This window comes from Actinopolyspora lacussalsi (assembly GCA_030803735.1).
GTDB lineage: Bacteria > Actinomycetota > Actinomycetes > Mycobacteriales > Pseudonocardiaceae > Actinopolyspora > Actinopolyspora lacussalsi.
The window spans coordinates 3,549,020-3,567,818 of sequence record JAURUC010000001.1 but is presented as its reverse complement, the minus strand read 5'-3'; the positions used below and the strand labels follow the sequence as shown (position 1 = coordinate 3,567,818).

The following is an 18,799-nucleotide window of genomic DNA, read 5'->3' as shown; positions in this document are numbered from 1 at the left end:
AGGGGAAGGAAACGCACACGATGAGTGGCGCGGAACGGAACTCACAGGGCACGGACGGTGCGGGCGACGACACGCCCCCCTTCCGGTACACCGCGGGCATCGCGGGCGACATCGAGCGGGACTGGCAGCGGCGCTGGGAGGAGCTCGGCAGCTACCACGCCGCGAACCCGGTGGGACCGTTGCGTGGGCAGGACGCCGCATCCGAGAAGCTGTTCGTGCAGGACATGTTCCCCTACCCCTCGGGTTCCGGCCTGCACGTGGGGCACCCGCTCGGGTTCATCGGCAGTGACGTCTACGCCCGCTACCACCGGATGCTGGGGCGCAACGTGCTGCACACGATGGGATTCGACGCCTTCGGGCTGCCCGCCGAGCAGTACGCGGTGCAGACCGGCACCCACCCGCGGACCACGACCGAGAACAACATCGAGCGCTACCTCACGCAGATCCGCAGGCTCGGCCTCGGTCACGACGAGCGGCGCCGTGTCGCCACCACCGACATCGAGTTCTACAAGTGGACGCAGTGGATCTTCCTGCAGATCTTCCACGCCTGGTACGACACCGAGGCCGACCAGGGCAGGGGGCGTGCCCGCCCGATCAGCGAGCTCGAAGCGGAGTTCGCCTCCGGTGAGCGGACCACGCCGGACGGCACCCCGTGGGAGGAACTGGGGCGCGATCGGCAGCGCGAGATCATCGACTCCTACCGGCTGGCCTACCTCTCCGAGGCCCCGGTGAACTGGTGTCCCGGCCTGGGGACCGTGGTCGCCAACGAGGAGGTCACCGCGGACGGACTCAGCGAACGCGGCAACTTCCCGGTGTTCCGGCGCAACCTCAAGCAGTGGATGATGCGGATCACCGCCTACGCCGACCGGCTCGTCGACGACCTGGACCGCCTGGAGTGGCCGGACAAGGTCAAGACCATGCAGCGCAACTGGATCGGCCGCTCCCGGGGCGCGGAGGTGCACTTCGCGCTGGAGGGTCGTGACGAGACGATCGAGGTGTTCACCACCAGGCCGGACACCCTGTTCGGCGCCACCTACATGGTGCTCGCCCCGGAGCACCCGCTGGTCGACGAGATCCTCGCTGCCCCCGAGAAGTTCGGCGAGTGGCCCGCGGACACCGATCAACGCTGGACCGGCGGCTACTCGGGCCCCGCCGAGGCGGTGGCGGAGTACCGCCGGTTCGCCGCGACGAAGTCCGAGCTGGACCGGCAGGAGAACAAGGACAAGACCGGGGTCTTCACCGGGCTGCGCGCGGTCAACCCGGTCAACGGCGAGCTCGTTCCGGTGTTCGCCGCCGACTACGTGCTGCTGGCCTACGGAACCGGCGCGATCATGGCGGTTCCCGCGCAGGACCAGCGGGACTGGGAGTTCGCCTCCGAGTTCGGACTGCCCATCGTGCGCACCGTCGAACCCCCGGCCGACTTCGAGGGCGAGGCCTACACCGGTGACGGACCCGCGATCAACTCCGCCTCGGAGGCCACGGGGCTGACCCTGAACGGCCTCTCGGTCGAGGAAGCCAAGACCAAGGTCGTCTCCTGGATGGAGCAGCACGGTCACGGCAGCGGCAGCGTGCAGTACAAGCTGCGCGACTGGCTGTTCGCGCGGCAGCGCTACTGGGGCGAGCCGTTCCCGATCGTCTACGACGAGGACGGCAACCCGAGGGGCCTGCCGGAGGACCAGCTGCCGGTGGAGCTGCCCGAGGTGGCCGATTACTCCCCGCGCACCTACGACTCCGAGGACGCGGACAGCCAACCCGAACCGCCGCTGTCCAAGGCGTCCGACTGGGCCGAGGTGGAACTGGATCTCGGCGACGGGCTCAAGCACTACCACCGCGACACCAACGTGATGCCGCAGTGGGCGGGGTCCTGCTGGTACCAGCTGCGCTACATCGATCCCGACAACGACGAGCGGTTCGTCGATCCGGAGAACGAGCGGTACTGGATGGGGCCGCGCCCCGACCGGCACGGCGCGAACGATCCGGGCGGGCTGGATCTCTACGTCGGCGGTGTGGAGCACGCGGTGCTGCACCTGCTGTACGCGCGGTTCTGGCAGAAGGTGCTCTACGACCTGGGGCACGTCTCGGCCGAGGAGCCGTACCGCAGGCTGTACAACCAGGGCTACATCCAGGCCTACGCCTACACCGACTCGCGCGGTGTCTACGTGCCCGCCGAGGAGGTCGTCGAGCAGGACGGCAAGTACTTCTACAACGGCGAGGAGGTCAACCGCGAGTACGGCAAGATGGGCAAGAGCCTCAAGAACTCGGTCTCGCCCGAGGAGATGGCCGACGCCTACGGCGTGGACACGCTGCGGCTCTACGAGATGTCCATGGGGCCGTTGGACGCCTCGCGGCCGTGGGCGACCAAGGACGTGGTCGGTTCGCACCGCTTCCTGCAGCGGTTGTGGCGCAACGTCGTCGACGAGCGGACCGGCGAGGTGCGGGTCACCGACGAGGAACCCGACGTCGAGCTGCTGCGTGCGCTGCACAAGACCATCGCCGGGGTGCGCGAGGACTACGACGGGCTGCAGTTCAACACCGCGGTGGCCAAGCTGATCGAGCTGAACAACCGGGTGACCAAGGCGTACTCGGGTGCCGCCGGTCCGCCGCGCGCGGTGATGGAGCCGATGGTGCTGCTGGTGGCTCCGTTGACGCCGCACCTGGCCGAGGAGCTGTGGTCGCGGTTGGGGAACGAGCGGAGCCTGGTGCATGGGCCGTTCCCGGTGGCCGACGAGGAGTACCTGGTCGATGACACGGTCGAGTACCCGATTCAGTTCAACGGCAAGGTTCGTTCCCGGATCACCGTGTCGACTTCGGCCGAGCAGGACGAGATCCGCGCTGCCGCGTTGGCCGACAGCAGGGTCGTGGAGCTGTTGGGCGGTGGTGAGCCGCGCAAGGTGATCGTGGTGCCCGGGCGGCTGGTCAACGTGGTCGGCTGAGCGGGTTTCCCGTCGTGACGGGCTCGCCCGCCACAGCGTCCTCGCCGGGGCTTCGGTTCCTCGTGCGGGAGCCGAAGCCCCGGGGTGCTCGTCGGTGATGAGCGGGCACGGGTGACCGTGCCGGAGCACTGCGGGTGGTCACGGCTTCGCCACCGGCGTATGCTTGAGGTATGCAAACGAGTATGCGGATCGACTCCGCCAATCGGGACGCGCTCGCACGTATCGCCGAGCGCGACTACGGCGGTGCGAGCCTGGACGAGACGGTGGCTCGACTGGCCTTCGAACACGAGTCCTTCGCCGCGCTGGCGCGCTTGTCCGACGAGGAACTGCGGGAATACCGGGACGAACAACACGCTTTGGCCGAAACCGATGTGGCCGTGTCCGACGTGCACGAGTCCGAATGAGCGAAAAACAGCCGCGTCCTTGGCAGGTGTGGTGGACCGACTTCGATCCTCAGGTCGGACACGAGCAGGCGGGGCTCCGTCCCGCCGTGATCGTCTCCACCTCGTTCGAATGCGCGTTGCCCAACGGGCTGACCATCGTGGTGCCCTGCACCACCGCGGATCGAGAACTGCCGTACCAACCACAGCTGAGTAGCCTCAATCAGCCCACGTTCGCCATGTGCGACCACGTGAAGTCCATCAGCCAGCAACGACTGCGGCGACCTCATCGTGCGCGGCTGACTCCCGACGAGATCAACAAGATCAAATTCGTGCTCCGCGGAATCATCGACATCAACCAGTAGAGCGGCTCCGTGGGGTGGCCCCGCACCCGGTGGAAGAATTGTGGTCGCGGTTGGGGAACGAGCGGAGCCTGGTGCACGGGCCGTTCCCGGTGGCCGACGAGGAGTACCTGGTCGATGACACGGTCGAGTACCCGATTCAGTTCAACGGCAAGGTTCGTTCCCGGATCACCGTGTCGACTTCGGCCGAGCAGGACGAGATCCGCGCTGCCGCGTTGGCCGACAGCAGGGTCGTGGAGCTGTTGGGCGGTGGTGAGCCGCGCAAGGTGATCGTGGTGCCCGGGCGGCTGGTCAACGTGGTCGGCTGAGCGGGTTTCCCGTCGTGACGGGCTCGCCCGCCACAGCGTCCTCGCCGGGGCTTCGGTTCCTCGTGCGGGAGCCGAAGCCCCGGGGTGCTCGTCGGTGATGAGCGGGCACGGGTGACCGTGCCGGAGCACTGCGGGTGGTCACGGCTTCGCCACCGGCGTATGCTTGAGGTATGCAAACGAGTATGCGGATCGACTCCGCCAATCGGGACGCGCTCGCACGTATCGCCGAGCGCGACTACGGCGGTGCGAGCCTGGACGAGACGGTGGCTCGACTGGCCTTCGAACACGAGTCCTTCGCCGCGCTGGCGCGCTTGTCCGACGAGGAACTGCGGGAATACCGGGACGAACAACACGCTTTGGCCGAAACCGATGTGGCCGTGTCCGACGTGCACGAGTCCGAATGAGCGAAAAACAGCCGCGTCCTTGGCAGGTGTGGTGGACCGACTTCGATCCTCAGGTCGGACACGAGCAGGCGGGGCTCCGTCCCGCCGTGATCGTCTCCACCTCGTTCGAATGCGCGTTGCCCAACGGGCTGACCATCGTGGTGCCCTGCACCACCGCGGATCGAGAACTGCCGTACCAACCACAGCTGAGTAGCCTCAATCAGCCCACGTTCGCCATGTGCGACCACGTGAAGTCCATCAGCCAGCAACGACTGCGGCGACCTCATCGTGCGCGGCTGACTCCCGACGAGATCAACAAGATCAAATTCGTGCTCCGCGGAATCATCGACATCAACCAGTAGAGCGGCTCCGTGGGGTGGCCCCGCACCCGGTGGAAGAATTGTGGTCGCGGTTGGGGAACGAGCGGAGCCTGGTGCACGGGCCGTTCCCGGTGGCCGACGAGGAGTACCTGGTCGATGACACGGTCGAGTACCCGATTCAGTTCAACGGCAAGGTTCGTTCCCGGATCACCGTGTCGACTTCGGCCGAGCAGGACGAGATCCGCGCTGCCGCGTTGGCCGACAGCAGGGTCGTGGAGCTGTTGGGCGGTGGTGAGCCGCGCAAGGTGATCGTGGTGCCCGGGCGGCTGGTCAACGTGGTCGGCTGAGCGGGTTTCCCGTCGTGACGGGCTCGCCCGCCACAGCGTCCTCGCCGGGGCTTCGGTTTCTCGTGCGGGAGCCGAAGCCCCGGGGTGCTCGTCGGTGATGAGCGGGCACGGGTGACCGTGCCGGAGCACTGCGGGTGGTCACGGCTTCGCCACCGGCGTATGCTTGAGGTATGCAAACGAGTATGCGGATCGACTCCGCCAATCGGGACGCGCTCGCACGTATCGCCGAGCGCGACTACGGCGGTGCGAGCCTGGACGAGACGGTGGCTCGACTGGCCTTCGAACACGAGTCCTTCGCCGCGCTGGCGCGCTTGTCCGACGAGGAACTGCGGGAATACCGGGACGAACAACACGCTTTGGCCGAAACCGATGTGGCCGTGTCCGACGTGCACGAGTCCGAATGAGCGAAAAACAGCCGCGTCCGCGGGCGAGCAAGGACATCTGTCGGCGCGCTGCTCGTAAGTGACGACGGCTCGCGAAGGCCGACGTGGTGAAGTGGACCATGATGCGGTAACCGTTGCCCGGGCGAACGTGCCTGTCTGCCGCAGGGGAGAAGCATGAGCATCACGCCGCACTACCGCACGATCAAGGAGCTGCTGCAGTCCCGTTCCTTCGCGATCGACGAGTACCAGCGGGAGTACAAGTGGGACCGGGAGAACATCGAAGAACTGGTCACCGACCTGCAGAACAGGTTCTCGACGTTCTACCGCACCGGCGACACACCGAGGGACGCCGGTGATTACGGCGACTACTTCCTCGGTTCGATCATCGTGACCAGGCGTGGCAACAAGAGCTACCTGGTCGATGGTCAGCAGCGGGTCACCTCCCTGACGTTGCTGCTGATTTACCTGTACCGGGTGGCGCGGGAGCGCGGGCTCAGGGTGACCTCCACAGTGGAGCCGTTGATCTTCTCCGACGACTACGGCGAGCCGAAGTTCAACCTCGATATCGCCGAGCGCGTGCCGGTGCTCCGGGCGTTGTTCGACGGTGCGGAGTACGACGCCGAGGGCAAGGACGAGTCGATCAAGACGATCGTCGCTCGGTACAACGACCTCGTGTCGATCGATCCGGCGGACGAACTCGGCGACGGGCTGGAGCCGTTCATCTATTGGCTGATCGGCAATGTCGGATTGATCGAGATCGCGACCGAGACCGACGCGCACGCTTACTCGATCTTCGAGACGATGAACGACCGGGGCAAACCGTTGAGCCCGGTGGACATGCTGAAGGCGTATCTGCTCGGTGCGGTGGAGGACGCGGGTGAGCGGGCGAACGCGAACCGTATTTGGAAGAGGACTCTGCTGGAACTGACTTCCTGGGAGCCCGACCCCGACGCGGAACGCGACGCCACCTTCGTCAAGGCATGGCTCCGTGCCAAGTACGCCGAGTCGATCCGGGAGCGTCGTGCGGGTGCCCTCGACCGTGACTGGGAACTGATCGGTTCCACGTTCCACCGCTGGGTCCGTGACAACACCAGCCGCGTCGGAGTGGGCGACGCGGGGCGCAACCTCGCCCTGATGACCAACGAGGTGCCGTTCTTCGCGCGGGCGTACCGGAAGGTCCTGGAGGCCTCGCGCGGCTACACCTCGGGGCTGGAACCGGTTTTCTACAACGCGCACAACGAGTTCACCTGGCAGAGCACCGTGCTGCTGGCGCCGCTCAGGGTCGGTGACGAGGACGAGACCGTACGCCGCAAGCTCGCGGCGACCGCGACCTACCTCGATATCTGGATTATGCGCCGAGCCGCCAACTACATCCGGATCAGCTATTCGAGCGTCAACTACGCCATGTGGTTGCTGTGCCGCGACATCCGCGGCATGTCGTTGCCGGATCTGATCGACACCCTGCGGTCGAAGCTGGATCAGGACGAGGACGATGTCTCGTTCGACGGGAGTCCGAGCCGTTATCGGCGCGGCATCGCGGGACTCGGGCTGAACCAGTTCAGCAGGCGCTACATCTACCATCTGCTGGCCCGGCTGACCGCCTACACCGAGCGGGAGGCCGGTAAGCCCGATCGCTTCGACGAACTGGTGGACCGGACGTTGCGTAACCCGTGGGACATCGAGCACATCTGGCCCGATCACCACGAGCGCTACGCCGACGAGTGTCCGACCCGCGAGGATTTCGACCTGTGGCGTGACCATGTCGCCGGTCTGGTGCTGCTGCCCGCCGACGTGAACCGCAGCTACCAGGACAAGCCGTTCGAGCAGAAGGCGCCGCACTACGCGAAGCAGAACCTCTACGCCGCGAGCCTGACCAGCGCCGCCTACCAGCACCAGCCCCAGTTCAGCTCTTTCGTGGAGCGGTCCGGCCTGCCGTTTCGGCCGTACGACCGGTTCGGCAAGGCCGAGCACGAGGAGCGGAGCAAGCTGGTTCGAGCCCTGGTGGACCGAATCTGGGACCCGGCCCGACTGGAGGACTACCGGCCATGAGCGATGTCGGGCGGGCCTGACGCAAGACACAGGCCCGCCGCGTGGTCGCCCGGTTCAACGAGCAGTTGGGACACCGCTCCCGGACCACTGGGCGCACCGTGCGGATAACGCTGACATCGAGGAAGCCTCGAAGAACAAGGGGCGGTTCCGTCTTCCGGTGGTCGGAGCTCCCCTTTTCGCGGGTGTTTCCGTCCCTCGGACGATCCCCGAATCGGTCCGATCGGGTGAGGTCCGGTCGTTCCGTCCGATTGCCCGGTGAACGTGTGCTGGTGGCTTCGGTTCGTTGGAAAATCCTTTATCGAATCCAGTGTTTTTTGTCCAGAAAACTCACTCTTGGGTGGGAGGCGTGTTTCCGGTTTGAGGGAATGTTGTTTTGTGTGCTGTTTCCCGGAATGCTTACACCTTCGTGTGATTGAAGTGATCGCGGATCGGGAGTAAGTTGATCATAGGCGAGGCCGAGGATGATTTTTCCCTTGGAGGGTTGTTGGCGGGGAAAACCTGATAAAGAATTGGCGGTTCGAGAAAAAGTCGCCGCCTCCGTCCGATCGATCGTGGTCACTACGGAAGGGAGGCGGGAGCCGGTCCCGGGCGGCCGCCGCTCGTGGGAACGGAGTGCACTGTGGTTTCAAATCGTCCGGATCCGACACTCAACCTCCGGTGGGGTACTACGTCACCAGGAGTGGCATACGGAAACCGAATCGTGGGATCAGCCCCAGGGGCTACGGAGGGCTGATCGCACGGCGAAAGGAGCGAACCGCTGTGCGTACCACGCGTACGAGAACCGGCCTGACCGGACTGGTGGGAACCGGAATCGCCGCGGCTGCTCTGGTGGTAGGCGCGCCGTTGGCCGCGGCGACGCCTTCCCAGACCCAGCCTACGCTCACCGCCGCGGCGGACGAGGAGAACCATCAGGAAGGGACCGAAGGGCCGGATGGCCTGCACGGCACGCCCGGTCAGGACGTGATCAAGGTCCGGGGCGGCTTCGACGTCATCTTCGGCGAGGCCGATGACGACAGCCTGTTCGGCAACTCCGGAAATGACGTCATCCGGGGTGGCAACGGTGACGATTTCTTCCACGGTGGACAGGGTGGTGACTATCTCTACGCCGGTCCCGGTGACGACACCGTGATGTCCGACGAGCTCGGTTCCGACGACGAGGCGGACGTCGTCGACTGCGGTCCCGGCACCGACCGCTACAACGCCGATCTCGACGACAAGGTCGTCAACTGCGAGATCCTCTACTACGGCAGGGGCTGACGCCTGCACTTCCTCGTGCGAGCGTCAAGTTCGAACAGGGTTCTGGGCGGGCAGGGCTTCGGCAGGGCGTCGAGTCCCGCTGATTCGCGGGCTCAGGCAGCGTGCGTGGTGTGTGTTCCAGCCGGTCGGCGAGCCAGACCTTGATGACGGACTGACGCGTCACACCCAGCCTCCTGGCTTCACGATCCAGCGCCGCGATCATCCAGGCGGGGAAATCGACGTTGACGCGCCGCTGCTCCTCACCGGGACGTTGTGCCTTGGCGAGATCGAGCGTCGAGGTGATCTCCTCGCCGCGATCGAATTTGTCGTCGAACTCAGCAGCCCTCATAATCCCTAACTCCGCAGCGTGAGACCTACGCACCGAGATGATCCCGATGTTCTCCGGACGCACAGTCCGGCTGAGCGCCACTTGCCGCCGAGGCGGCCGATCGGGTCTTCCGGCAGTGTGCCGCGAGCTCAGGCGGGCCCGACCGCGCCGGTGAGCAACACGTACAGCGGCAGCCCCAGGTTGTTGACGGTATGGACGGCCACCGCGGGCCAGATCGATCCGCTGCGGCGCATCAGCTCGGCGGCGATGACGCCCACCGCGATCGCCGCGGGCAGCACGATGTTGATGCCGTGGAACAGGGCGAAGATCACCGTGCTGCTCAGTACGCCGGTGACGGGTCCGTAGCGCAGCAGGGCGTTGGCGACCACGCCACGGAAGAGGAACTCCTCACCGATGGGAGTGAGCAGGGACAGGAAGACGAACGTCAGGATCAGGTGCAGCACCCCGCCGTTCGCGGCGTCGTAGTACGCGCCCTGCGGATTGGAGTCGAATCCGGTGATGCCGATGATCGCGTAGCTCAACAGGAGATTGGCAGTGAGGACGACCACGCCCCCGCTCACACCGATGAGCATCCAGCGCCAGGTGGTGCGGCGCACGCTGAAGGCTGCCAGGGAACGGATGCGTAGCAACGCTGCCACGCCGAAGCCGACGAGGCCGACCACGCCCGACCAGGCGGTCAGGACCAGCCCGTACGCCGTCGGGCCCAGTTCCAGCCCCCACGGGCCGAAGAACGGCACCAGGGCCGTGGCGGCGATCATCGCGAGCAGGCCGACCACGATCTCGGGCCATCCCGGGCGCTTCGGTGAGGTGGTATCCGCCGATGTCGGCTGCTGTAGTTCGGCTTGATCGGTGGACATGGTGGTTGACTCCTCGTGCTCGTTGTTTTCGGAGGGGCGTCGCACCGATGCACCGCTTCCGGCCGACGCGAGTTATCGCAAACCGTGCCGTTGGGGCATGGTCAAGCTCGCCCGGTTCTGCTTGACTGTGTCCTCGGGCACACGACCCACCGTCGAGGACAGCGGTTGCCGAGGAGCACGAGAGGTAGGCGGTCCGGTGGCCTGGAGCACGCGGCAGTTGGCAGAACTCGCGGGCACGACGCTGAAAACCGTCCGCCACTACCACGAGGTCGGACTGCTGGACGAGCCGGAACGGGCGGCGAACGGGTACAAGCGGTACCGCATCGGGCACCTGGTCCGACTGCTGCGGATCCGCAGGCTCGTCGACCTGGGCGTGCCGCTTTCCGAGATCGCTGTGATGGAGGAATCGGAGGAGAACACGGACCAGTCGCTCCGCGCTCTGGATGACGAGCTGGCGGCGAGCATCGAACGGCAGCAGCGGATGCGGGAGGAGCTGGCCGTGATCCTGCGGCATCGTTCCCCGGCCGACCTGCCCGCGGGCTTCGACGAGGTCGCTGCCGAGCGCTCGGACGCCGACCGGGCCCTGCTGCTGATCTATTCGCGGGTCTTCGGCGACTCGGCGATGGCGGCGTTGTGGGAGATGCTGTCGCGACCTCCCACTCCGGTTGAGAAAGAGTTCGACGCCCTGCCCGCGGACGCGAGCGAGGACACTCGGAGTCGGCTGGCCGAGCGCTACTTCCCGGAGATCCGACAGCACTACCAGAACCACCCCGCGCTGCTTGATCCGTGGGCGAAAGCCAGGCGGCGGGAAGAGACGTCCAGGGAGTCGGTCGTCGTCCAGGCGTTGCTGGAGTTGTACAACCCCGCCCAGCTCGATGTGCTGCGGCGCATCGACGCGCTGCACCCGAAGGACGGCACGAGCTCGGGCGGCGGGTGATCCGGGACGAGCGCGTGGCTGTGGGGCTGCCGGATGGCACTCGTCCGCCGGGGTGGGCACGCGCCGAAACCCCGGGGAGCGCCAGACTGGTTCGACAACTCCGTCACGGGGTAATCGAGCTGGCGGTAGTCGAATGAGCTGGAGGACGTATGCGGACCCCGAGTATCCCCGTGAAGTTCGATCCCGCGAAGCTGCGCGAGTCACTGGACGGCCGCTGGGGCGAGGTCCGGGACCGGGTGCGCGGCGTCCTGGAGAACGAACCCCTGCCCACCGGCGACGGGCTGGACACCGAGTCCCACCGGGCGCACACCTTCGAACAGCTGCGGCGGTTGGCAGGTAGCGAGATCGTCCGGATCGGTTTTCCCGTCGAGTACGGCGGATCCGGCGACCGCGGCGGTTCGGTGGTCGCCATGGAGATGCTGGCGGGCAACCTCTCGCTGATGGTCAAAGCCGGTGTCCAATGGGGACTTTTCGGTGGAGCGGTCACCGCGCTGGGCACCGAACGGCACCACGAGGAATACCTGCGGTCCATAATGGACCTCTCGGAGCCGGGTTGTTTCGCGATGACCGAGACCGGCCACGGTTCCGACGTGCAGCAGCTCGGGACCACGGCCGTCTACGATCCGGCCACGGCCGAGTTCGTGGTGCACACCCCGGACGAGTCCGCGCGCAAGGACTACATCGGCAACGCCGCGCGGGACGGGCGCACCGCGGCCGTCTTCGCCCAGCTGCACACCCCCACCTCCGACGGCGAGACGGAGAACCACGGGGTGCACGCCCTGCTGGTTCCCATCCGCGACGGGGCGGGAAACCCGCTCCCCGGAGTGTCCATTTCGGACTGCGGCCGCAAGGCCGGTCTCAACGGGGTGGACAACGGCAGGATCTCCTTCGACCGGGTGAGAGTGCCCCGGGAAGCACTGTTGAACCGCTACGGCGACGTGGCCGAGGACGGCACCTACAGCAGCCCGATCGAGGGGGTGAACAAACGGTTCTTCACCATGCTCGGCACCCTGATCACCGGGCGGGTGTCGGTGGCGGGCACCGCCGGGGCCGCGACCAAGCTCGCGCTGGAGATCGCACTGCGCTACGGCGACACCCGGCGGCAATTCACCAACCCCCGGACCGGCGCCGAGACACCGGTGCTGGACTACCTGGCACACCAGCGCAAGCTGCTTCCCGCGCTGGCCACCTCCTTCGCGCTGCACTTCGCGCAGGAGGAACTGGTCGCCACGCTGCACGACCTGCGGCAGGCCTCCCCGGAGGACGATCCCGAGGGACGCGCCCAGCGGGAGCTGGAGTCCCGCGCCGCCGGGCTCAAGGCGGTGACCACCTGGCACGCCACCCGCACCATCCAGGACTGCCGCGAGGCCTGCGGCGGATCCGGCTACCTGGCCGAGAACCAGCTGGCCGGGTTGAAGGCCGACACCGACGTGTTCACCACCTTCGAGGGTGACAACACGGTGCTGCTGCAACTCGTGGCCAAGGGACTGCTGACCGGCTACCGCGAGAGCTTCGACGAGCTCGGCACGCTCGGGATGGCACGCTACGTCGCCGACCAGTTCGTGGGAACCGTGATCGAGCGGACCGCCGCCCGCTCGTTGATCCAGCGCCTGGTGGACGCCTCACCCGGCAGGGACGACGAGGACGCGCTGTTCGACCGGGGCTGGCAGCTGCGGCTGTTCGAGGACCGGGAACGGCACGTGCTGGACGGGGTGGCCCGCAGGTTGCGCCGTGCCGGGTCCGGGGACGCCGACCCGTTCGAGGTGTTCAACGACGCGCAGGACCACGTGCTGCGCGCCGCGCGGGTGCACGTCGACCGCGTCGTGCTGGAGGCGTTCGTCGCCGGGATCGAACGCTGCACCGATCCGGCGGCCGCCGAGATGTTGGAGCGGCTGTGCGATCTGTACGTGCTGTCCGACATCGAGGCCGATCGCGGCTGGTTCCTGGAGCACGAGCGGATCAGCCCGCGCCGGGCCAAGGCGATCACCGAGGCCGTCAACGCGCTGTGCAAGGGGCTGCGTCCGCACGCGGTCGAGCTGGTCAGCGCATTCGGGATGCCACGGCAGTGGCTGAGCGCCCCGATCGCGACCGGTGAGCAGCCCGGTACCGGCTGAGATCGTGGTTCACGGCGGATTCACCACCGCGGCTTCGATTCTGTGAATTCGACACTGTGACTCCGCGTGCTGTCGCGACCGGCTCGTCCTCGTGGTGGCCACGGTTCACCCGACTCGGAATCCATTGTGGATATGAAGGCGCGATTCGGAACCGATTTCCGGTGTCGTGCGTCACATCGGCGTTGATTCGGGTTGGCTGATGTCGTGCGTGCTTATCGGGGAAGATATGAATCGGTTTCGGAGTGTGCGCTGTGTGGGAGGCAGGTATGGCCGGGGACGGATTCGTCGTCGACGAGGACGGGCTGCGCAAGGCCGTCGACAAACTGGAGAAGATCCGGGACAAGGCTCGGCAGTTGGCTGATGAGGCCGGGGATATGGAGCCCGGTGAACTGGTCGCCGGTGATCAGAACACCGAGGAGGCCCGGGAGCTGTTCCGGAAGCGCCTCACGGGCTCGGACAGTTCGTTGCGTAGCGCGGCGAACGACATATTCATCAAGTTGCAGGAGAGGATCGACGTCTACCGGGCGGCGCTGGGGGAGTACGGCCGGGCCGAGGACAACGCCTCGGTCGCGCAGCGGGACACCGAGAGGCGGGGCTGAGTGCCATGAGTGCCGAGTCTGGATTTCGTCGTGCTGGTGCGGTCCTCGGCTGTGTGGTCTTGGGTGCCGTGCTGATGGCGTGCTCGGGTGGTTCGGCTCCCGAATCGCCCGGTTCGGAGGAGCGGAGTGCGGAATCCTCCGCTTCGCGCAACGCCGCCGGACCGGAGATCGCGAACCCCAAGGATGCGACGACCGCGAAGGTGTGTGAGCTGCTTCCTGCGGAGGCGGCGCGGGAGTTGGGGTTGCAACCGCGCGGCGAGACTCCGGAAGGGAATTTGACACTTCCGGACGAGGCGGCTGATCGCTGTGTCTGGAAGAGCTCGTACGGAGCCACCAGTGTTTCGCTCACGCCGCTGGCGGGCCGTTCGATTCAGCAGTACTACGACAATCCACAGTCCTACGTGGATTTCAAGAAGCTGAACATCGCAGGATATCCCGCCGTGCGGGCCAACCGGGACGACCCGATGAGCGGTGGAAGCTGTGACATTTTCCTGGCGACCAAGCAAAACCAAGTCGTAAAGTCGTATTGGCGGTTGAACGCCGCGGACACGGGCGAGGTGGATCCGTGTGGCAATGCCAAGAAGGCGTTGCGGTTGTCCGTCTCGTCGTGGCCTGCGGCGAAGTGAGAGGTGGGGGTAATGTCTTCTGTCGTTCCGATGAAGTGTTATGCGAGTCAGGCGAAGGACATTCGGGCGAGTATGGCGGGATCGCCCGATGCGCCCAGCCTGCCTTCGGCTAGTAGCCAGGGGTCGAGTTCGCTTAGCGCCGCCGCTTCGAAGTTCAAAAGCATCGTCGAAACCGTCAACTCGGCGCTGGGCAAGGCCGAAGAGGCTCACGAGGGCCGTGCGGCCGAGATCGCCAAGGCTTCGGTATCCGCGGTCAAGCCGGTCGTCGACAACGCGGCCGATTTCTGCGAAACCGTGCAGGACTCGTTGGACGCTCAGGCCGGCACGCAGCACAAGACCTTCCAGGATCTCCCCGTCGAGGGTGGCAAGCTCTCCGATGGTGGTCCGGCTCAGTTGGAGGTTCCGGAGAAGAATTGGGCGGATGACAGTGGGGTCAGTGGTTTTCCCGGGTTGGGGTGGACCAGTGATTACGAGGAGAAGCAGGAGCGTTATCGGGCTACGAATGAGGAGGCCAACAGTGTGATGGTTCGGTATACGGAGCAGACGACGGCGGCCACGCGGGGGTTGCCGGAGTTCACGCCGTCGGAGGAGTCCGATACCGACGCGTCGCGGCAGGCCAGTTATGGCGGTAGTGCGGGCAGTGTGGTGGCGGGCAGCACCTTTGACAACAGTGTGGGTTCGGGCTATGCGGCGTCGGCTTCCTCGTCCTCGGCGTGGGCCGGGGGTTCTGGTGGTTCGGTTGGTTCGGTCGGTGGGTCGCATGTCCCGTCGGGTGGTTCCGGTGTGGGTGGTGGTTCCTACACGTCGCAGCCGGCTGGTTCGGGGTCGGCGTGGGTGAGTCCCTCGGGTGGTGGTTCCGCGGGCGGTGGTTCGCTTTCTCCGGGGGCGGTGCGTGGTTCGGACGGCACGGTCTACCGGCAGGGTCCTGATGGGGGTTGGCAGCGGCAGAATCCGTATAACGGCCGGTGGGCGCCGGCTCCGAACGGTCCGCCGGGGGTGTCCGGTGGTTCCGGTTCGGGTGGTCGTGCCGGTGGCGCGGGCGGTGTGGGTGGTGCCCGTGGTGGTGGTTCCGCTGGAGGTGTCGGTGGTCGTGCCGGTGGGCTCGGTGGTTCCGGTTCGGGTGAGCCGGCCGCTGGTGGTCGGTCCGGGACGGGTTCTTATGGTTCGAGGGGCGGTGGCTCGGTGGTGTCGGGTTCCAATGCTGCTGCTGGTGGTGCTCGTGGTGGGCCGATGGGTGGTGCCGGGGCTCGGCAGGGCGATGGTGGTGGTGAGGAGGAGCACGATCGTCCGAGCTGGCTGGTCGAGGACGAGGACGTGTTCACCAACGACATGCAACGTGTCGCCCCGCCGGTGCTGGGTGAGACCCCCTACGAGCAGGGCCGCTGACCAGCGGTATCACCGAAGCGAGGCGACAGGCCGTCCCGCCCCGACAACGGGACGTCCGTCCAATAGAGACCGTGGTGTTGCCGAGGGCCTCGTGCGATTCCCTCGGCAGCCGAATCGGCGAACCCGCTACCGGTACAGCCCGGCCTCCCGGCCGAGTTCCTCCAGCATCGACTCGAACAGCCGGTCGGCGTGGCTGACGTCGAAGGGGAACTTCTCGAAAACCTCCAGCGCGACCTGGCCGTAGAGCCTCGCCCACCAGCGCAGCAGCATGTGGACCGCCTCGGCGCTGAGCGCCTCCGGGGGCATCTCGATGCCGTGCGTGTTGAAGGCCGCCGCCAGGTCGCGCTGGCTGTCCGCCAGTCCGGCCCGCAGCTCTTCGGGAATCCGGGGTGGTGGCGAGTTGTTGGCTCCCTCCGCCATGAGCGGGCCGACCACACCCAGGAAGACGCTGCCCAGCTCGTCGCTGCGCGTGGCGGGCACTGCCGTCGCCGTGGAATCGGGCTCCCGCTCGTCGGCACCGGCGTTCTCGCCACCGTTGCCGCCCGGAGTGGCGAACACCAGCGCGAACTCCCGTGGATGTGTCAGCGCCCAGCTCCGGAAGCCCCGGCACACCGCGAACACCTTGCTCAGGTGGTCGTCCTCGATGCCGCGCATCGTCTCGTTCAGCTCCGCCGAGAGGTCGTCGCAGATGTCCTCGGAGAGCCGGTGGAGCAGGTCCTCGCGGGAGTCGTAGTAGCGGTACAGCGCGGGCGCGGTGATGCCGAGCTCACGTGCGATCGCGCGTAGCGTCACCGCTTCCTGTCCCTCGCGGACCAGCAGTTCGCGCGCGTGCCTGCGGATGTCGAGTTCCGTGGCAGCACGCAGCTGTTCACGTCGAGTGACTCCGTTCATGTGTCACTCCATCGGGTGCTCATCTCGGAGTTCATCGCTACAGTGGGGCGAAGTAAACGCCGTTAACTCGGGAATGGCAGGGTCGTAGCCACTCTACGGCCCCGACCGCACAGCCGGAGGTCCGTGTGTTCGCTTCCTGGGGATCCCTCGCGTATCGGCGCAGGCTCCCGGTGCTGGTGACAGTGCTGTTGGTGGTCATTACGGGTGGGATCTGGGGTTTCGGGGTGTTCGACCGATTATCCCAGGGCGGTTACGAGTCACCCGACAGCGAGGCGGCGGAGGCGCAGCGACGGGCCGAGCGGGTACTCGGTTCCAGCGGCGACGTGGTGGTGCTCTACAGCGTGGAGCGGGGGACCGTTGACAACCCCGAGCTGAGTGAACGAATCCGGAGCACGCTCGCCGACCTGCCCGACTCCGCCGTGCGGGAGGTCAACTCCTACTGGAGCACCCCGAACCCCGCGCTGACCGATGCGGACCACACCACGGGGCTGGCCACCATCCGACTCGCGGGTGACGAGGGGGACAAGACCGGCGCCTACGAGCGGATAGCCGATCGGCTCGACGTGGCCGGAGCGAGCACCGACGTCGCGGGGAGCGTCCCGCTGCAGGCGTCGATGAGCAGGCACTCCAAGCACGATCTGGCGATGGCCGAGGCCGTCTCGCTCCCCGTGGTGCTGGTACTGCTGGTGATCATATTCGGTGGTCTCGTCGCGGCGGCCCTACCCGTGCTGGTCGGCGGTGCCGCCGTGCTCGGTTCGCTGGGGCTGCTGCGCCTGATCACGCTGTTCGCCGACGTCAACACCTTCGCGGTCAACGTGGCCAGCCTGCTCGGGCTGGGACTGGCGATCGACTACGGCCTGTTCGTGGTCGGTCGGTTCCGCGAGGAGCTCGCGGCGGGCAACTCCACCGGGACGGCCGTGCGCCGTAGCGTGGCGACCGCGGGCCGTACCGTCGCGTTCTCCGCCACGCTGCTGGTGATCGCGTTGGGCAGCCTGTTGCTGTTCCCGCAGAGCTTCCTGCGCTCACTGGCGTACGGCGGGATGTCCTCGGTGGCGTTGGCCGCGGTGATCTCGCTGACGGTGCTGCCCGCCGTGCTCGGCATGCTCGGCTCCCGGGTGGACAAGCTAGCGGTGCCCTGGCGCCGCGAGCGTAGAACCGACGCCGAACCCGGGCGTGGCTGGTACCGGTTCGCCGACGCGGTGATGAAACGTCCGATGCTGACGGCTTTCCCGATCCTCGCCGTGCTGTTGCTGCTGGGAGCGCCGTTCCTGGGGACCAAGTTCGGCACCCCGGACGAGCGGATCCTGCCGAAGGACGATCCCGCCAGGCAGGGGATCGAGAGGCTGCGGGCCGATTTTCCCGCCATGAGCAGTGACAACGTTCGGATCGTGCTGGACGGCGGCCGGAACGCGCCCGCTCGGCAGCGGGTCGCCTCCTTCGGCGATGCCGTCGGCGGGGTTCCCGGTATCGGCCAGGCGCGTGTCGCGGGCGGCCGGGACGGGGTCGTGGTGCTCAAGGCGGGGCTGGAGACGGATACGTTCGGCCAGCGGGCGAACGACGCCATCGACGAGATCAGATCGTTGCCACCGCCACCCGACACCGAGGTGCTGGTCGGCGGTACCACCGCGCTGAACCTGGACAGTCTGCGCGACACCGTGGAAACCCTGCCGTGGGTGGCGGGGCTGCTCGTCGGGGCGACGTTGGTGCTGATGTTCCTGGCGTTCGGCTCGGTGCTGCTGCCGATCAAGGCCGTGGTGCTGAGCGTGCTCAGCCTCTCCGCGACCTTCGGGATGCTCACCTGGATCTTCGTCGAGGGACACGGTGCCGGACTGATCAACGTCACTCCCGCCCCCATGTCGGTAGGCATCGTCGTACTGATGGCCTCGGTGGTGTTCGGGCTGTCCACCGATTACGAGGTATTCCTGCTCTCCAGGATGGTCGAGGCGCGCGCCCACGGTGCCGACACGTCCGACGCGGTGCGCACCGGGCTGGCCAGGACCGGCCGGATGATCACCGCTGCCGCGCTGCTGCTGATAGTGGTCACCGGAGCCTTCGCGTTCTCCAGCGTCACGATGATGCGGTTCATCGGGGTGGGGATGATCGTGGCGCTGCTGTTGGACGCCACCGTGGTGCGAATGATCCTCGTACCCGCTTTGCTGCGGTTGCTGGGTGATGCGTCATGGTGGGCACCCGGAAAGCCGCGCCGGTCGTGGCGACGGGGCGGCCGCTCCGGAGCGGAGGCCGGGAACGAAGCGGAACCGGAATCGGTGCGCTGATCGGAGTGTTCCAACCGTGGAGCGGGGCGTTCGGTGGTCGAAATCCGCCGCCGGAGTCGGCCC

Annotated in this window: 16 protein-coding genes and 3 pseudogenes; 16 read left to right on the top strand and 3 right to left on the bottom strand. The window is 66.8% G+C overall.

Annotation, left to right across the window (positions count from 1 at the left end; all coding sequences use genetic code 11):
* Positions 1-20: 20 nt before the first annotated feature.
* The 10 genes and pseudogenes from leuS to J2S53_RS15965 all read left to right on the top strand — a co-directional run bounded on the left by leuS (position 21) and on the right by J2S53_RS15965 (position 8,722).
* Positions 21-2,933: a leucine--tRNA ligase gene (leuS, locus tag J2S53_RS16010; protein WP_456241657.1), complete on the top strand. Its 2,913-nt coding sequence runs from the start codon at positions 21-23 to the stop codon at positions 2,931-2,933.
* Between the two features lie 170 nt (positions 2,934-3,103).
* Complete coding sequence (locus J2S53_RS16005; RefSeq protein ID WP_456241655.1) at positions 3,104-3,337, top strand: hypothetical protein; 234 nt, start codon at positions 3,104-3,106, stop codon at positions 3,335-3,337.
* The gene (locus J2S53_RS16000) at positions 3,334-3,678 is read left to right on the top strand and encodes a type II toxin-antitoxin system PemK/MazF family toxin (protein WP_456241656.1); all 345 of its coding nucleotides are present in this window, start codon (positions 3,334-3,336) and stop codon (positions 3,676-3,678) included. Before J2S53_RS16005 ends, J2S53_RS16000 begins: the two co-directional genes overlap by 4 nt.
* A 14-nt stretch (positions 3,679-3,692) precedes the next feature.
* A pseudogene (locus tag J2S53_RS15995) lies at positions 3,693-3,983 on the top strand (class I tRNA ligase family protein); the annotation flags it as partial.
* Positions 3,984-4,153: 170 nt separating this feature from the next.
* Entirely contained in the window at positions 4,154-4,387 is a 234-nt protein-coding gene (locus J2S53_RS15990) for a hypothetical protein (RefSeq protein WP_456241655.1), read from the top strand.
* Positions 4,384-4,728 (top strand): type II toxin-antitoxin system PemK/MazF family toxin, encoded by a 345-nt coding sequence (locus J2S53_RS15985; protein WP_456241656.1) that lies wholly within the window; start codon positions 4,384-4,386, stop codon positions 4,726-4,728. The genes J2S53_RS15990 and J2S53_RS15985 overlap by 4 nt, the downstream gene beginning before the upstream one ends.
* A 14-nt stretch (positions 4,729-4,742) precedes the next feature.
* A pseudogene (locus J2S53_RS15980) lies at positions 4,743-5,033 on the top strand (class I tRNA ligase family protein); the annotation flags it as partial.
* Between the two features lie 170 nt (positions 5,034-5,203).
* Positions 5,204-5,437, top strand: coding sequence for a hypothetical protein (locus J2S53_RS15975; protein WP_456241655.1), 234 nt, complete (start codon positions 5,204-5,206; stop codon positions 5,435-5,437).
* A 153-nt stretch (positions 5,438-5,590) separates the two neighbouring features.
* Positions 5,591-7,465 (top strand): DUF262 domain-containing protein, encoded by a 1,875-nt coding sequence (locus J2S53_RS15970; protein WP_456241654.1) that lies wholly within the window; start codon positions 5,591-5,593, stop codon positions 7,463-7,465.
* 759 nt (positions 7,466-8,224) lie between these two features.
* Positions 8,225-8,722: a calcium-binding protein gene (locus J2S53_RS15965; protein WP_456241653.1), complete on the top strand. Its 498-nt coding sequence runs from the start codon at positions 8,225-8,227 to the stop codon at positions 8,720-8,722.
* A gap of 115 nt (positions 8,723-8,837) precedes the next feature.
* On the opposite strand, the pseudogene brnA reads toward J2S53_RS15965, so the two are convergent.
* A pseudogene (gene brnA, locus J2S53_RS15960) lies at positions 8,838-9,050 on the bottom strand (type II toxin-antitoxin system BrnA family antitoxin); the annotation flags it as partial.
* A gap of 128 nt (positions 9,051-9,178) precedes the next feature.
* A complete protein-coding gene (locus tag J2S53_RS15955) occupies positions 9,179-9,907 on the bottom strand; it encodes a CPBP family intramembrane glutamic endopeptidase (protein ID WP_456241652.1) in 729 nt (242 codons plus the stop codon).
* A 196-nt stretch (positions 9,908-10,103) separates the two neighbouring features.
* Between J2S53_RS15955 and J2S53_RS15950 the strand changes: the two genes are divergently transcribed.
* The 5 genes from J2S53_RS15950 to J2S53_RS15930 all read left to right on the top strand — a co-directional run bounded on the left by J2S53_RS15950 (position 10,104) and on the right by J2S53_RS15930 (position 15,569).
* Entirely contained in the window at positions 10,104-10,844 is a 741-nt protein-coding gene (locus tag J2S53_RS15950; RefSeq protein ID WP_456241651.1) for a MerR family transcriptional regulator, read from the top strand.
* A 149-nt stretch (positions 10,845-10,993) separates the two neighbouring features.
* Positions 10,994-12,958, top strand: a complete 1,965-nt coding sequence (locus J2S53_RS15945) for an acyl-CoA dehydrogenase family protein (RefSeq protein WP_456241650.1) — start codon at positions 10,994-10,996, stop codon at positions 12,956-12,958.
* A gap of 266 nt (positions 12,959-13,224) precedes the next feature.
* A complete protein-coding gene (locus J2S53_RS15940) occupies positions 13,225-13,557 on the top strand; it encodes a hypothetical protein (RefSeq protein ID WP_456241649.1) in 333 nt (110 codons plus the stop codon).
* A 5-nt stretch (positions 13,558-13,562) separates the two neighbouring features.
* Entirely contained in the window at positions 13,563-14,183 is a 621-nt protein-coding gene (locus J2S53_RS15935; RefSeq protein WP_456241648.1) for a DUF3558 domain-containing protein, read from the top strand.
* Between the two features lie 72 nt (positions 14,184-14,255).
* Positions 14,256-15,569, top strand: a complete 1,314-nt coding sequence (locus J2S53_RS15930) for a hypothetical protein (RefSeq protein ID WP_456241647.1) — start codon at positions 14,256-14,258, stop codon at positions 15,567-15,569.
* A 126-nt stretch (positions 15,570-15,695) separates the two neighbouring features.
* On the opposite strand, the gene J2S53_RS15925 is transcribed toward J2S53_RS15930, so the two are convergent.
* Complete coding sequence (locus J2S53_RS15925; protein WP_456241646.1) at positions 15,696-16,460, bottom strand: TetR/AcrR family transcriptional regulator; 765 nt, start codon at positions 16,458-16,460, stop codon at positions 15,696-15,698.
* A gap of 125 nt (positions 16,461-16,585) precedes the next feature.
* On the opposite strand from J2S53_RS15925, the gene J2S53_RS15920 reads away from it, so the two are divergent.
* Positions 16,586-18,736 carry an MMPL family transporter gene (locus tag J2S53_RS15920; RefSeq protein ID WP_456241645.1) on the top strand — a complete coding sequence of 717 codons (2,151 nt, stop codon included), beginning with the start codon at positions 16,586-16,588 and terminating at the stop codon, positions 18,734-18,736.
* Positions 18,737-18,799 lie beyond the last annotated feature (63 nt).